The 15,364-nt window shown below is 54.9% G+C and carries 11 protein-coding genes and 1 pseudogene; 9 read left to right on the top strand and 3 right to left on the bottom strand.

Features of this window, described 5'->3' with window-relative positions:
* Positions 1-443: 443 nt before the first annotated feature.
* Positions 444-1,880 (bottom strand): MDR family MFS transporter, encoded by a 1,437-nt coding sequence (locus VQ071_RS14310; RefSeq protein ID WP_340514722.1) that lies wholly within the window; start codon positions 1,878-1,880, stop codon positions 444-446.
* Positions 1,881-1,979: 99 nt separating this feature from the next.
* Between VQ071_RS14310 and VQ071_RS14305 the strand changes: the two genes are divergently transcribed.
* The 8 genes from VQ071_RS14305 (at position 1,980) to VQ071_RS14270 (ending at position 14,016) form a co-directional block, all read left to right on the top strand.
* Positions 1,980-2,546, top strand: a complete 567-nt coding sequence (locus VQ071_RS14305; RefSeq protein ID WP_340514721.1) for a TetR/AcrR family transcriptional regulator — start codon at positions 1,980-1,982, stop codon at positions 2,544-2,546.
* 110 nt (positions 2,547-2,656) lie between these two features.
* On the top strand, positions 2,657-3,226 hold the full coding sequence (locus VQ071_RS14300) for a dihydrofolate reductase family protein (protein ID WP_340514719.1): 570 nt from the start codon (positions 2,657-2,659) through the stop codon (positions 3,224-3,226).
* 252 nt (positions 3,227-3,478) lie between these two features.
* On the top strand, positions 3,479-4,348 hold the full coding sequence (locus tag VQ071_RS14295; RefSeq protein ID WP_340514718.1) for an aminoglycoside 6-adenylyltransferase: 870 nt from the start codon (positions 3,479-3,481) through the stop codon (positions 4,346-4,348).
* A gap of 83 nt (positions 4,349-4,431) precedes the next feature.
* Positions 4,432-4,938 carry a tetratricopeptide repeat protein gene (locus tag VQ071_RS14290; RefSeq protein WP_340514717.1) on the top strand — a complete coding sequence of 169 codons (507 nt, stop codon included), beginning with the start codon at positions 4,432-4,434 and terminating at the stop codon, positions 4,936-4,938.
* 71 nt (positions 4,939-5,009) lie between these two features.
* The gene (locus VQ071_RS14285; protein WP_340514716.1) at positions 5,010-5,957 is read left to right on the top strand and encodes a helix-turn-helix transcriptional regulator; all 948 of its coding nucleotides are present in this window, start codon (positions 5,010-5,012) and stop codon (positions 5,955-5,957) included.
* A gap of 66 nt (positions 5,958-6,023) precedes the next feature.
* Complete coding sequence (locus tag VQ071_RS14280; RefSeq protein ID WP_340514715.1) at positions 6,024-6,599, top strand: DinB family protein; 576 nt, start codon at positions 6,024-6,026, stop codon at positions 6,597-6,599.
* Between the two features lie 101 nt (positions 6,600-6,700).
* On the top strand, positions 6,701-9,211 hold the full coding sequence (locus tag VQ071_RS14275) for a LuxR C-terminal-related transcriptional regulator (protein ID WP_340514714.1): 2,511 nt from the start codon (positions 6,701-6,703) through the stop codon (positions 9,209-9,211).
* A 203-nt stretch (positions 9,212-9,414) separates the two neighbouring features.
* Positions 9,415-14,016: an S-layer homology domain-containing protein gene (locus VQ071_RS14270; protein ID WP_340514713.1), complete on the top strand. Its 4,602-nt coding sequence runs from the start codon at positions 9,415-9,417 to the stop codon at positions 14,014-14,016.
* A gap of 101 nt (positions 14,017-14,117) precedes the next feature.
* On the opposite strand, the pseudogene VQ071_RS14265 reads toward VQ071_RS14270, so the two are convergent.
* Positions 14,118-14,321: pseudogene (locus tag VQ071_RS14265) on the bottom strand (SDR family oxidoreductase); the annotation flags it as partial.
* Between VQ071_RS14265 and VQ071_RS14260 the strand changes: the two are divergent.
* On the top strand, positions 14,248-14,775 hold the full coding sequence (locus VQ071_RS14260; protein WP_340514712.1) for a substrate-binding domain-containing protein: 528 nt from the start codon (positions 14,248-14,250) through the stop codon (positions 14,773-14,775). The pseudogene VQ071_RS14265 and the gene VQ071_RS14260 overlap by 74 nt on opposite strands.
* Before the next feature lie 17 nt (positions 14,776-14,792).
* Here the strand turns inward: VQ071_RS14260 and VQ071_RS14255 are convergent, their stop codons facing one another.
* The gene (locus tag VQ071_RS14255) at positions 14,793-15,266 is read right to left on the bottom strand and encodes an SRPBCC family protein (protein ID WP_340514711.1); all 474 of its coding nucleotides are present in this window, start codon (positions 15,264-15,266) and stop codon (positions 14,793-14,795) included.
* Positions 15,267-15,364: the final 98 nt, after the last annotated feature.

Here is a 15,364-nt window from a genome sequence, read left to right as displayed (position 1 = left end):
TAGCTGAGAGCATCGCACTATGTTTACTGTTGTACAGTCGGCGCATTCGCCGCATGTGACGCTCAAATTCACCACTGACATAATATTGCAAGCAAATGGTGAGTGCCGGCACCAACTATAATCTGTTCCGGTTCGCAGGTAACCCCGCGCAGGCGGTGCAAATAAATAGCAATTTGTTTCCTTAACCCGATGTCGCCTTGGAGGTCGCCATACATGAACAAGCTACGATTGTAACTTCATGCAGCGAGCTCGGCTATGAGGGATATCCGATCGGTATTATGGAGCCGGGTAGTGAACCGCTACGGTTCGTTGGGCAACCCCATTGGTGAGAGGTAACAATTGCAGTCGCTGCAACATGCCCGCCTGTTCGCTGATGGCGGAGTCAGCAAGGCACCCCGCCAGGTGCCTTGCTTCAAATACTCCCCACGCCCCGCACCTTCGCTTCAGTATTCAGGAACTTCGACTTCGCCTGCCATAACCTTTTCCATATCTGCGGACAGCGGTTTTTCTCTCATCAAAATCCCGATCAATAAGGATACGACGATAAAGGGGATGACCCACAAAAAGGTATGCCCGTAAGCATGGGAAATTTGCAATGGGTCCGTTTTATTGCCTAATTGCCGTGTGAGAACTCCAGCGAAGATGGAAGCGCCAAATGCTCCGCCAAGTCCTTTGAAGAAGTTCAATGCTCCAGTTGCCGTTCCGATGTGTGTATAAGGCACAGCATTCTGTCCGGCTAACAAGGCAACTTGTATGAGCGCCCCTTGTCCCATACCGACGATTAACATGGCCGCAATAATCCACAAGCTTGAAGTGGACGGAGATATGGTGCCTAACATCCACATGGCGATGCCCATCAGGATCGATCCTGCGACCGGCCAATATTTGTACCGTCCCGTTTTTGCAATGCGTACGCCCGAGATCGAAGATGTCAGAATAATGCCAATCATCATGGGGATGATAAACGATCCTGCCTGTGCCCCGGAATACATTCTTATATTTTGAAGATACATAGGCACAAACACCATGACTACAAAAAGGGAGACAGTTGCGATAAAAAACTGCAGAGACGAAATTGTGAAAATGCTGGATTTGAAGAAGCTAAGCGGAGTAATGGGTTCTCTGGCGCGATGTTCGACGAGTACGAACAGAACAAGCCCCACAATAGCGGCGCCCGATAGCGTCAAGATCAGGGCAGAATCCCAAGCGTAGCTGCCGCCGCCCCAATTAAGCACCAACAACAATGCTGTCGTGGTGATCGTAACAAGGATACCTCCGAGCCAATCCAGGCTTCTGACGGTCTTGCCCCTGGGCAATCTCAAGCGAGTGGCGATGAGCGCAAAAGCAATGACTCCCACCGGCAGGTTGATGTAGAAAACCCATCTCCATGAAAAATTATCCGAAATGTAGCCTCCTAAAAAGGGACCAGCTATGAGCGCGACAGCAGGGACGATGCCCGTGAGCCCTTGATAGCGGGACCTCTCGCGCGGAGGCACTAAATCGCCGATAACCGCCATCACCAATGCGGTCAGTCCGCCGCCGCCGATCCCTTGGAGAGCGCGGAATAGGCTTAGCATGAATACGGATGAGGCGATGCCGCATAATAAAGAGCCGATGAGAAAGACGATGAGCGAAAATTGCAAGATCGCCTTACGGCCAAATAAGTCCCCCATTTTGCCGAGCAATAACGTAGTAATCGAACTGGTGATGAGGTATGCGGTAGTAATCCAGGCCACATCTTGAGGATTGCCCAAACTGTGCACAATGTTAGGAAGCGCAGTCGTCACGATCGTCTGGTCGAGACTGGAAATAAATAAGACAAGCATTAAAGGAATCATCAGTATCCACAGGGAAGCGGACGATGATTTGGCCTCACGCATATAAATCCCTCGCTTTCAAAATAAAAAAAGTAACCCGGTTACGAATTATACGTTACTCGGTTACTTTTTATTTGTCAAGCGTTATGCTACACTGGGATCATGAGTAGACGAGAAGAAAAAAAACAAGCCAAGCACCTTGAGATTATAAAAAATGCCCTCAGGCTCTTCTCCGAGAAGGGGTTTGACCATGTCACAACGCAGGAGATCGCAGACGCGAGCGGCATCGCCAAAAAAACATTGTTTCAGTATTTTCCCACAAAGGATGCGATTGTATTCTATGACGAGCATGAGCTGTTGGAGCGCGTTCTTGAATTTATAGAAACCGTCAATCCCCAATACCTGTGGAAGGAGTTTAAGACGTTTATCATCGGGATTGCGGGGAATGACGAGGCTATCGGCGAATACGTTGCTTTGTCTCAGGTCATTCAAGACAGCCCGGCGCTATATAATCGCCTCATGGTCATGTGGGCCACATACGAACGAGAATTGGCAAAGGGATTACTAAAGAATCGGTTGGCGGGAAATAAGGTCCAAGCGCAAGTGTGGGCAGTTCAGATGGTATTGGTACTCAAGTTGACGTTTGAAGGGAGAGTTCCTTTGTCCGACGTTTTTGAATCCATGACTTCGTTTATCAATCAAGCGTTTGCTCCTTCTAAAGAGATATAAAACTGTAGTACATCAAAAAAATCGGGTTTTTACTTGAACCTGACGTAACGTCATGATTTATAGTGAACGTATCTGCAGGATAACCATTCCATATTGGAGGAGAAACAGACATGAGAAAACTCGTATTGTTCATGCATGTGTCGCTGGATGGGTATGCGTCGGATACGAACGGAGGATTGAATTGGATTCCGTACAACGAGGAATTGGAGAAGTACGCCGAGGAGATTGTAGCCGAAGTCGGCTCCCCCGTATACGGACGCACGACGTATCAAATGATGGAGAGCTACTGGCCTACGCTGCTGGACGATCCGGATGCTTCGGAGCACGATAGGGAGCATGCCCGATGGGTGCAGGATGTGAAGAAGATCGTCATTTCCGGCTCGATGGACAAGGCTGAATGGAACAATACGATGCTGATCAAGGACAATATCGCAGAGGAGATCAAGGCGCTCAAGGAGCAGCCCGGCAAAGATCTCGTTATCTTCGGCAGCCCAGGGGCGGCGAAGACGCTGCTTGAGCTCGGCCTGATCGACGAATTCTGGCTGACGATCTGTCCGGTCATTCTGGGCGGCGGCCAATCGGTATTCGACGGCAACGGTGAGAAAATCAAGCTCAAGCTGCTGTCCAGCCGGACGCTCAACTCGGGCATTATCGCGGTCCGCTACGAGACGGAGAAATAATAGCGCGTACAGGCTCTCTGCTAACGGACAGGCCGCCGATTGCTTCGGCGGTTTTTCGTATATGCGAGTCGGACCCGCATTCATACAGCAGGGCGACAGGGAGTAACCGGGGGTAGAGAATGAATCCGGCCGAGCATATGTCCACGAACGAGATCGATGAATTTGCCGATTTTGCACATACGCAGGGGCTCACCGCATATCCGAATCAACCGGCAGCGCTGCAGCATAAGGAGAAGGGAGACTGGCATCGGGATGAGAAGCGAACAAGAGATGATGGATCTGATATTGGAATATGCAGGCCAAGACGAGCGGGTCCGTGCGGTCGGGATGAACGGATCACGAACCAATCCGAACGTTCCGAAGGATATGTTCCAGGATTACGATATTGTATTCGTGGTTACGGACCTGGATTCTTTTGTCGCGGACCCGGACTGGATAGACTGCTTCGGAAGCCGTATCATCATGCAGACGCCGGAAGACATGAATTTGTTCCCGCCCGGGCTGGATGGCAACTTTTCTTATCTCATGTTGTTTTCTGACGGCAACCGCGTAGACCTTACCCTGTGTCCGATCGAGAAAAAAGAAAACTGGAATAACGGCGACAAGCTTTCCATTGTACTGTTGGATAAAGATCAATCTCTGCCGGCTCTCCCGGCGCCGTCCGATCAAGATTATTGGGTGGAGCGTCCGTCGGCCGCTTTTTACGCAGATTGCTGCAACGAGTTGTGGTGGGTGTCAACCTATGTAGCCAAAGGCTTGTGGAGACAAGAGATAACGTACGCCATGGACCATCTGAACAAAAATGTAAGACCGATGCTGATCAAGATGCTCGAGTGGAAGGTCGGTTTAGACACTCATTTCTCTGTCAGCACCGGGAAAAACGGAAAGTATTTGCAGCAGCACTTGCCGGAGCAAAGCTGGCGCGCACTCCTGTCCACCTATCCGGAGGGGACATATGAAGGGGTGTGGCGCGCTTTGTTTGCGTTGCTGGATTTGTTTCGCAGCACAGCCAGAGAGGTTGCGGAGCGGCTGAATTACGCTTACCCCCTCCAGGATGACCGCAATGTCACGGCATACTTGATGCGGGTGCAGCGATTAGAGCCGGGGGCCGGCTCCATGTAATCTTACTTTGCCACAAGCCAAAACCAGTCAGACATATTTTTGTTTGGCAAGCATTATTTCAAAAATGAAAGGAAAATGCACAAATGAATCGAGAACGACTGGATAAAGCCATACAGATGCGTGAAGAAGGACGGGCCAAGCAGGACCAAGCTATGCTTGCTGAAGTCCGCGCCATGCTGATAGAGTTGGTTTCCGCTTACCCGGACGATGCCGAGATCAACTTCCAGACAGCCGTTGCCCATGACAATTCAGGACTAGGCCGAGAAGCGATTCCATTTTATGTTCACGCGATTGAACAGGGGCTATCCGGACCCGATCTGGAGCGGGCCTTGCTTGGTCTGGGGAGCACGTATCGCTATTTGGGTTTCTATCAGGAAGCGGAGGAGACATTGCGCCGGGGTGTAGCGGAATTTCCTCATCATAGAGGGCTTCAGGTCTTTCTGGCGATAGCCCTCTATAATACGGGAAAATACAAACAATCGACCGAACTCCTTTTAGCCAACCTGCTGGAAACGACGTCAGATGAGAAGCTCCAATACTTTAGTAAACCGCTCTCCTACTATGCGCAGCATCTTGATGAAACCTGGTAATGATCGCGCCGATCCTCGCGGATCGCGATATGGGATACGCAATAGAGGCACGACAAAGGACGTGGGCGGCGATGAATAAAACCGATCGCTTGCTGGCCATCGTCATCGAGCTGCAGCGCAAAGGAGTGCTGCGCGCCGAGGACTTGGCCGGCCGGTTCGAGACGAGCGTGCGCACGATTTACCGCGACATGCAGGCGCTTAGCGAGATGGGGGTTCCGGTGGCAGGCGCGCCGGGGGTAGGCTACTCCCTCATGGAAGGCTACTTTCTGCCTCCGGTCAGCTTCACGGCGAAGGAGGCGACGGCGCTGCTCATTGGGGCGGACTTCGTTGAATTGAGGCTGGATGCGGAGTTCGGCACGAGCGCCCGCAGCTCGCAGGAGAAGATCGAGGTCATTTTGCCGGAGCATGTGCGGGAGGAAGCGGCCCGGCTGCGATCGGCGATCCGGCTGCTAAGCGATAGAACGGCTGTGACGCGCGGGGAGGAGAAGGCTGCGTTCGAGCAGGTGCGCCGGGCGATCGTGCAGAAGCGCAAGATTCGTTTCCGCTATTCCAAAAACCTGCCGGGGCCGGATGGGAGCCGCCACAGCGAGCGTACGGCCGACCCCTACGGTCTCGTTTTTTCCCAAGGGGCGTGGGTGCTCGTCGCGCTTTGCGATCTCAGGGGCGACATTCGCCATTTTCGGCTGTCCCGCATGAACGAGCTGACCGTACTTGAAGCTTCGTTTGAAGTCCCTCCCGGCTTCAACCTTCGGGACCGGCGGTCTGCGGACGATCGGAACGTCATCGTGCGGATGCTCGTCGATCCTGCTGTCGCAGACCTGGTGCAGGGATCGGACAACTTCTATATGGAAACGTTCGAGCCGGGAGAGGAAGGCTGGCTGGCGACGTTCCGCGTGCGGCAGATCGAGGAGCTGCTGCAGTGGACGCTCGGCTGGGGCGCAGCGGTGCGCGTGCTGGAGCCGGCGTCGCTGCGGGACCGCATGCGCGCAGAAATTGATAACATGCGAAAAAGGTACTGACAAACCGGTGTCAGGAGCCGTGTCGTATGCTTGAGCCATTCGAAAATCAAAGGAGTGGCTGTGGCAATGGATACGAAGGAAACGCTGCGCAGGTTCGAGGACACCGTAAATGACTACATTCGGGAACTGGAGGGCATAAGCCTCGGGCAGCTGCTATGGAAGCCTGCAGAAGCGGAATGGTCGCTGGGCCAGATGCATATGCATCTGATCCGCTCCGCACAGTTCATGCATCTGCGGAATGCGGCACAGTGTCTTGCGCCGGATCGCGATCCGGCAGGAGTGCCTGCGGGCAAAACCGAGCAGGGAGAGGCGTTGTTCGAGGCGGGGGGCTTTCCGCCGGCGCGCATTCAAGTCCCGCCATCGCCCCAGTATACGCCGCCGCAGCCGGACAGCAAGGAACAGATCGTAGACGGGCTGCGCGATACGGTGCGCCGGATGACCGAGATCGAGCCGATGGTGGCGGCCGCCTTTGATCCGACCGGCAAGGACGCGGCATTACAGCCCGCTCACCCTACGGTCGCTCACCCGCGGCTCGGCGGCTTGAATGCGCTCGAATGGTTCCGGCTGATCGAGATGCATTACCGCCACCATCTGCTGCAGAAGCAGCGGCTGCTAGGCGCCTGGCAGCAAGCGCATGCATGAGGCTGTGCCAAAAAGATTGCGCTGCTCTCCCTTCGTGAGGCTGGAATTCCGATATACTATAGAAAGGATCCAACAGCCCACTCCGAGGTGCCGTCATGATAATGAGTACCAAACTGCATGTCCCGCAAACGCGGCGCGAAGATCTTGTTGAGCGAGCGGCGATCACCGAGCTGTTAACTAGAGGGTTAACGCGCAAGCTTACCTCGATTGCGGCCCCCGGCGGATACGGCAAGACGACGGCTGTGAGTCAGTGGCTGCAGCAGTCCGCCGTACCTGCCGTATGGATCTCCCTGGGCTCGCAGGACAATGACCTGATTGAATTTTGGAGCTATACGATCGCTGCGGTCGATAGCAAGCATCCCCAGTTTGCGGCGGCGGTCACCCCGTATTTGCCATCCTTAAAGTCGGGCGCCTTTGAGCCCTTCATCTCGGCCATGATTCGCGAGCTTGACAGCCGCGCGGATGAATTGGTCATCGTCTGGGACGATTATCATACGATTGATCTTGCGCCTATTCACGCGTCGGTGGCTTATTTTCTGGCTTACTTGCCCGCCCGCGTTCACCTCTATATTACAAGCCGGGCCGATATGCCCTTCCCTACTGCAAGGCTGCAGACGACAGGCCAACTGGTCAAAATCACGATCCAGGAGCTGCGATTCCAGCTTGTCGAGGGGGTTCGTTACTTTCAGGAATGCATGGGACTGCCGCTGTCCGGAGAGAAGATAGCGGTGCTCGTCGACCGCACGGAGGGGTGGATCAGCGGGCTGTATCTGGCGGCCATCTCGCTGCAAAGAAGCGGCAACTATGCGGATTTTATCCGCGCCTTCAGCGGGGAACACCGCAACATATCCGATTATTTGTTCCAGGAGGTTTTTAGTCTCCAGCCGAGCGAGATTCAATCTTTTTTGTTGGAAACGTCGATCGTGGACAGGATGAACGGTCCCCTGTGCGAGGCGATCACCGGACAAGCGAACTGTCAGGAGCTGCTGGAAACGCTGGAGCAGCATCATTTGTTTATCGTGTCGCTGGACGATCGGCGGGAGTGGTACCGGTATCATCATTTGTTTTCCGAATTTCTGAGGCGGCTCTATCGGCAGAAATATGCGGGGCAGCCGGCAGAGCTGCATGTCAAGGCGGCCCGGTGGCTGGAGGCGCATGGATTTCTGGAAGAAGCGGTAGAGCAGCTGTTCATGGACAAGCGTTATCTGGAAGCGAGCGATCTCATTGAAGCGCATCTGCAAGACTTCCGTGTGAAAAGAGGGGTGCTGTACCGATGGCTGCGCGAGCTGCCGGAGGCTTGTCTGGCAGAGAAACCGGGCATCCAGTTCCTGTATGTCAAAGTGATGGTGGAAGCGGGTCAGATGGAGCTGGCGCAAGCCAGACTTCGTCATATGGAGAGCAAGCTGTCGGACCCGGCATGGGAAGCGTACGTGGGGAATGTGCTTTATTTATCGTCGGCGGTTGCCTTTTACCGGAAGGATATTCGGCGATTGGATGAATATATGGAGATGTTTGACCGGCATATGCCGGAAGGCAGCTACATTCAGATGATCGAAGGGAATTCATATTCAATCAATTTCGATACGCAACTGAGCTTTATCAACGATTTGCACGAGGCGGAGCGATACTTTTCGAAGTGGGTCAAGAGATGGGAGACCAGAGAAAATTACCCCTTTGTCGGCTTCTACTACGTGACGTACAGCCTGCTGTTATACGAGCAGAATCGATTGGAAGAGGCCGAAATGTATGCGGAGAGGGCGCTGCAGACAAAGTGTATACAGCCCTATGGCCTTATTTTGTTCGGCGCCGCGGCGGTTGCTGTGCGGATATATCAGGCCAGGGGAGCTTCGGCCAGCGCATTTGAACTGCTGGAGCGGCTCAAATCGAAAATCCATTCACCGGACAAAAGTATTTTCATAAGGAAGATCGAAGCAGAGAAAGCTTATTTATCGCTTGTGAACGGTTCTTTTGATGAGGGTTGGCTGCAAGCATGCGGCATCCAATATACGGATACGGCTCCGTTTGCATCGATCAGAGAATATCTTCACTTGGCACGGGCATGTATGGAATGCGGCAGGGAGAGCGATGCCTTGCAGCTGCTTGAGCAGATGTACGGCTTTGTCGCTGAGGAAGATCGGACCTGGGACAAGGTAAAGGTGACGATCCTGCAGAGCCTGGCATTGGATCTGATAGGAGATAGAGCAAACGCCGTAATGAAGCTGGAGGAGGCACTCCGGTTGGCGGAGCCGGGGAGATACACCCGCAGCTTCCTGGATGAAGGGGCCAAGATGGCCGAGCTGCTGCGTGAATATACCGGGCACAGGCCGGTCAACGCTAACCTGATGTCTGCGAGCATGCGCTACGCCAGGGAATTGCTGCTGCTGATGGCGAACCCTGCGAATGAGACGGCAAGTGCGGGCGCTCTTATTACGAAGCAGGAACTAAAAATATTGCGGATGATCGACATGGGGCTGTCGAACAAGCAGATCGCCGAACAGCTGGAGATCACGGCCGAAACGGTGAAGAGCCATCTGAAAAGCATGTACAGAAAGCTTCAGGTGAACAGCAGAGAACAGGCGCTGGAGCAGGGGAAACAATTCAAATGGTTGTAATGGACATAACGTTATCCCCCATAATTTCACCGCGTCTCCCCCTTGAATGGGGGATTTTTTTTGCGCTGAAATCATCTTATATTAGGACAAAAGTAACAATATTCGACGTTTTTCAATCCCATTACAAGCCAAGAGGTGTTCACGAATTTATGAAAAAGTCTGCATCAAAAATGAAGATATGGTCTTCCCGGGCAGGGAAAATCGTGCTGGCATGCTTGCTCGCCTTGATGTTCATCCCGTTCACAGGCGCAGGCAAGACAGTCCATGCGGCTTCTCCGACTTGGGCAACGGTGGGACAGACCGAACAACCGTCGAAGGTGCAAACCTTTCTCAAAGCGGGCGGCACTTTGTATGCGGGGACGGGGAGCTTCACCAATAACGACGTATGGGCGAACAGCGACGGCACCTGGACGCGAATGAGCGGCTCGCCGTCTTATGTGCGAACTTTGCTGATGGATGCGGCGGGTACGTTGTATGCGGGAGCCTGGGGTGACGGCAACAACGTATCGACGTATACGGCCGGCGGCGGCTGGCAGCAGATGATCGGCTCGCCGGGCAATGTGTATTCGTTGATTGACTTCAATGGCACGATTTATGCGGGAGCTTCCAATGGGCCGAGCAACGACGTATGGACGTACACGGCTGGCGGCGGCTGGTCGCAGATGAGCGGTTCGCCGGGCGATGTACAAAGTTTAACGGATATCAATGGCACGCTGTATGCGCTGACTTTAAACAACGGCGCATGGGCGTACAGCAACGGTGCATGGGAGAAGATAACCGGCTTGCCCAAATTTGTAGTTTCGTTGGTGGATGTCGACGGCACGCTGTATGCGGGGGCTTCAGCATCAGGAATCAACAGAGTTTGGACATACAATAACGGAACATGGACGCAAATGGGCGACTCGCCGGGCAGAGTGCAAACCTTGCTTAATGTGGACGGCACGTTGTACGTAGGGACGACCAACTGGGCCGACGACGTATGGACATACACCGTCAGTGGCGGTTGGAAGCATATTTACGGATCGCCTGCTATGGTATATGCCTTGTTCGATGACAACGGGACGTTGTACGCAGGGACGCAGACCGGAGACAAAGACATATGGACGTACAGCAACGGCACGTGGGCGCAGATGGGCATTGTGCCGGGCAATACCAACACCTTGTTCAGTGCCGGTGGCACGCTGTATGCCGGGACAGACGACGACACGAATGGCGTGTGGGCGTATACGGCCAGCGGCGGATGGACACGGATGAGCGGCTCGCCGGGTTATGTGTATGCCTTCATCGAAGTCGACGGCACGCTGTATGCGGGAGCTTGCAATGACGACAATGACATATGGACGTATGACACGACCGCGGCTGCGCCCGTATGGACACAGATGACGACAAGCCATGCGCCGAGCAATGTGTATGCCTTTCTCAATATCGACGGTACGCTGTATGCGGGTACCAATAACGGCGACCATGACATATGGACGTATGATACGACCGCGGATGCACCCGAATGGACGCAGATGACGGACGGCAATGTGCCGAGTTATGTGAATGCCTTGATTAATGTGAACGGCACGCTGTATGCGGGGACAGGCAGCGGCATGGGTGACTTATGGACGTATGATACGACCGAGGCAGCGCCCGAATGGACGCAGATGACGGACGGCGTCGCGTCTACTCCCGTGTATGCCTTGATCAATGTGAACGGTACGCTGTATGCCGGCACTGCCGCCTACGACAATGACGTATGGACGTATGATACGACTGCGGCGACGCCCGAATGGATACAGATGAGCGATTCGCCGGGCGGCGTGGGCGCATTGCTCTATATGAACGGTACGTTGTATGCGGGTACTGACAACAGCAGCGACGACTTATGGTCGTATAGCAACGATACATGGACGCAGGTAAGCGGTTCGCCGAGCCAACTGCATGCCCTGCTGGGAGACAATGGCAACCTGTATGCGGCAGGAACGTACGGCGTAGAGCAGCTGATCGCTCCCGGGACGCCTGCGAATCTGCAATTCGACAGCACCACGACTGAATCGACTACGCTGACCTGGGATGCGGTAGCGGGAGCGACCGGCTACTATATCTACGAGAATGGCGGCTTCACGGCGATTGACACGGTGACCGAACCGGCCTATACGGTGAGCGATCTGACGCCGAACACATCTTATACGTTTGCGGTGAGCGCGTTCAATGCAGCCGGCGAATCGGCGCAGAGCGGGGCGATCCCTGTTCGGACGCTGAGCGCGGTGAGCACGGACGCTACGTTGACCTCGACGATCGGCACGGTGAGCGCAGACGGCACTGCGGACGAGAGCATCACGGACGTTCCATACGGCACGACGTTGGACGAGCTTAAGGCAGCGATCACGCCGGCGGCGGATGCCACGTTCGAAGTGTACGATGCGGACGGGACGACCGTAGCTACCACCCTGGCGACCGGTACGAAGGTGATCGTCACTGCGCAGGATGAGACCACGCAGGTAACGTATACGGTAACGGTAAATTTGAACAAGGACGCTACGTTGACCTCGACGATCGGCACGGTGAGCGCGGGCGGCACTGCGGACGAGAGCATCACGGACGTTCCATACGGCACGACGTTGGACGAGCTTAAGGCAGCGATCACGCCGGCGGCGAATGCCACGTTCGAAGTGTACAATGCGGACGGAACGACCGTAGCTACCACCCTGGCGACCGGTACGAAGGTGATTGTCACCGCGCAGGATGAGACTACGAAGGTAACGTATACGGTAACGGTGAACTTAAGCACAGCCGCAACGTTGACCTCGACGATCGGCACGGTGAGCGCGGACGGTACTGCGGACGAGAGCATCACGGACGTTCCATACGGCACGACGTTGGACGAGCTTAAGGCAGCGATCACGCCGGCGGCGGATGCCACGTTCGAAGTGTACGATGCAGACGGGACAACCGTAGCTACAGCCCTGGCGACCGGCAAGAAAGTAATTGTCACCGCGCAGGACGGCACCACGCAGGTGACGTACACGGTAACGGTAAATTTGAACACGGACGCTACGTTGACCTCGACGATCGGCACGGTGAGCGCAGGCGGCACTGCGGACGAGAGCATCACGGGCATTCCGTACGGAACAACACTGGACGAGCTTAAGGCAGCGATCACGCCGGCAGCGGATGCCACGTTCGAAGTGTACAATGCAGACGGGACAACCGTAGCTACAGCCCTGGCGACCGGCAAGAAAGTAATTGTCACCGCGCAGGACGGCACCACGCAGGTGACGTACACGGTCACGGTAATTCCGGCGCCGACCTATACGGTGACGTATAGCGGCAACGGGGCCGCATCCGGCAGCGCACCGACCGACAGCGGTTCCTATGCGCAAGGCGCTGCCGTCTCTGTGAACGGGAACACCGGGAATCTGACGAAGACGGGTTATACGTTCGCGGGCTGGAATACGGCGGCGGACGGCGGAGGCACGAGTTATGCCGCAGGCTCGACTTACATCATGGGCACGTCCAACGTGACGTTGTATGCGATGTGGACGATCGACACGTATACGGTCAGCTTCAACAGCAACGGCGGCTCGGCGGTTGGCAGCCAGTCCGTGAATTACAATCTGTTGGTCACAAAACCGGCTGATCCGACGAGAAGCGGGTATACGTTCGGCGGATGGTACAGCGACGGAGGGTGGACGGCACAGTTCAACTTCGCCACTCCGATCACGGCAAATACGATCCTGTATGCAAAGTGGACGGCCAACGAGACGGGCGGCCCTTCCGGTGACGGTGACACTCCGTCAGTACCGCCGGCTGGCAACAACACAGTACCGCCGACCAGCAACACAGTGATCTCGACCAACGGCACGCTAACGCTGCCCATCGGTCGATCGGGAGAGGTCAGCCTGGGCGATGAAGTCAAAATTATAATTCCTGCCGATGCGTCGGCCAAAGAACTGAAAATAACGATAGAAAAATTGGCAGACACTCAAAAGCTGCTCACAAGCAAGAATGTCCCGGTCAGTTCGATATTCGAAATACTGAAAAACTTTACGGAAAACTTCAATAAAGAGATCACCATGACCTTTACCTTCGATCCGCAAAAGTTAAAGGGCGCTCAGAAGCCTTCTGTATTTTTCTACGACGAAATCAAGAAGGTATGGGTGGAAGTCGGCGGCGAGGTAAAAGGCAGCACCATCACTATCAAGGTTAACCACTTCACGAAGTATGCGGTATTCGCAGCAGGTCAAGGCGCAGACGCACCGACCGATCCGGGTCGGCCGATCAGCTTCAGCGATATTGCCGGGCACTGGGCAGAGGCGAGCATCAAGCAAGCAGTCAGCCTTGGCATCGTCAGCGGCTATCCGGACGGCACGTTTAATCCGAACCGTATCGTGACCCGCGCTGAATTTGCGGTGATGCTGATGAATGCGCTCAATCCGCAAGGGGACGGAGCCGCACTGACATTTGCCGATAAAGAAAAAATCGGCGCGTGGGCGCAGACATCGGTCGCGTTAGCGGTGCAAGCGGGCATCCTCGCAGGTTACGAGGACGGCACCTTCCGCCCGAATGCCCGAATCACGCGTTCGGAGATGGCGGTGATGATCGCCAAAGCGCTGGGACGGCCAGTTGAAGCCGCAACGGCAACAGGCTTCGCGGACGACAAGGACATTCCGGGCTGGGCGAGAGGCGCAGTCGAGGCGACAAGAAAGCTGGGCATTATCGAAGGCAAAGGCGCGAATGCATTTGCGCCGGGCGATAGAGCGACCAGAGCGGAGTCAGTCACCGTGCTGCTGAAGCTGTTGGCGCAAAAGGACAAGTAAACAAGCAAGGCTGCTTTGCATTCAATGGCAAAGCAGCCTTGTTTTTGTTCCGTGGCGCTGCATGCCTATTAAAACGATGAATGAGAGGCATTCCGCCATGCTTACAGCGCCTGTCCGCTGTCGACCATGATGATCTGGCCGGTCATCGCCTCCTGCTCCAGGGCCGCACAGATCATGGATGCGATATCTTCGGGTGTCGAGATGCGCTTCAGGAGCAGGCGGGGTGCAAGCTTGTTCATTTGCGCTTCTCTACCGTCCCACCACCTTGTAGCGACGGCGCCCGGCACGACGCAGTTCACCCGAACGGCGCCGAGCATCGGGTCGGAGTTCTACTTCGAGCCCTTGTTCAAGGAGAAGTTCGTGGTCCTGTTGCCCGAGGATCATCCGCTTGCGCGGCAAGCCGTCATTGAACCGGAGGATTTGCAGGCGTATCGTCTCCTCGTCACGGCGGCGACTTGCCCGTATCGCAGGAAGTTGGAGATGACGATGCAGGAGAAGGGCAATGTGACGCTTGATATGATGGAGATCGGGAGCATGACGGCGTTGAAGCATTATGTCGAGAACGGGCTGGGGATCGCCCTTGTCCCTGGCGTGATGGTGGAATCCGGTCTAAAAGGGACAACGGTCAGGGCGATCACCGGGAGCCTCATCGATATGACATTCGGAATGTTGTGCAAGGAATCGGCATACCCGTTCCAGCTGGCGAGTCAGCAGCTTTATCGGCATCTGAAGCAAGCCTTCGCAGTCAGCAGGATATAGGCTGCTCCGACAGGGGGCTAAGCGTTCTGGATGCCGTGCTTGCTGGCAATTTGCTCGCCCTGGTTGGGCTGACCCTTGCCTTGGACGATCAGGTCGCGGAGACTGCCTCTGATGTAGATGCCCCAGGAGTCCGTACAGACGTCGTAGCACTCGTATGCGGGAACGAGGCCGACATGGGTGAATCGAACCTCGGTCTGGCCGTCCTTCTCGGCGATCTCGAACACAATGTCGGTCCCCGTCCACTCGCTCTTGTCCTGAACGAAGTTGAAGTAGTTGTCCGCAATATGCCACACCACCTTATGACCCGGAACAAGCTCGGTAATATGGAGGGTGCAGCGGTGAATGTCTTGATGGCGGTACTTGAATTCGCCGAGCTCGTCGGTTCTGCCTTCAATTTCTTCCGACCACCACCCGCGGACATGGTTGATGGCAGTGTAGACCTGTTCAGGGCTCTGATCGACCGTAAAAGAAATACTGTAACCTTGATCCATGTGTGTAATCTCCCTTGGTTTATTGTTGACTACACACCGAGTATAAGGATTGTACTTGCAAAACACAAGTACAAACTTGCAAAATGCAAGCGCGATTT

The sequence above is a fragment of the Cohnella sp. 56 genome (assembly GCF_037963805.1).
Taxonomy (GTDB): Bacteria; Bacillota; Bacilli; order Paenibacillales; family Paenibacillaceae; genus Cohnella.
This window is presented reverse-complemented; position numbering and strand designations above follow the sequence as displayed.

What these genes read in the sequence shown, in the direction of transcription:
- VQ071_RS14310 (WP_340514722.1), bottom strand. Translation starts at nt 1,880, where the DNA reads ATGCGTGAGGCCAAATCATCGTCCGCTTCCCTGTGGATACTGATGATT.
- VQ071_RS14305 (WP_340514721.1), top strand. Translation starts at nt 1,980, where the DNA reads ATGAGTAGACGAGAAGAAAAAAAACAAGCCAAGCACCTTGAGATTATA.
- VQ071_RS14300 (WP_340514719.1), top strand. Translation starts at nt 2,657, where the DNA reads ATGAGAAAACTCGTATTGTTCATGCATGTGTCGCTGGATGGGTATGCG.
- VQ071_RS14295 (WP_340514718.1), top strand. Translation starts at nt 3,479, where the DNA reads ATGAGAAGCGAACAAGAGATGATGGATCTGATATTGGAATATGCAGGC.
- VQ071_RS14290 (WP_340514717.1), top strand. Translation starts at nt 4,432, where the DNA reads ATGAATCGAGAACGACTGGATAAAGCCATACAGATGCGTGAAGAAGGA.
- VQ071_RS14285 (WP_340514716.1), top strand. Translation starts at nt 5,010, where the DNA reads ATGAATAAAACCGATCGCTTGCTGGCCATCGTCATCGAGCTGCAGCGC.
- VQ071_RS14280 (WP_340514715.1), top strand. Translation starts at nt 6,024, where the DNA reads ATGGATACGAAGGAAACGCTGCGCAGGTTCGAGGACACCGTAAATGAC.
- VQ071_RS14275 (WP_340514714.1), top strand. Translation starts at nt 6,701, where the DNA reads ATGAGTACCAAACTGCATGTCCCGCAAACGCGGCGCGAAGATCTTGTT.
- VQ071_RS14255 (WP_340514711.1), bottom strand. Translation starts at nt 15,266, where the DNA reads ATGGATCAAGGTTACAGTATTTCTTTTACGGTCGATCAGAGCCCTGAA.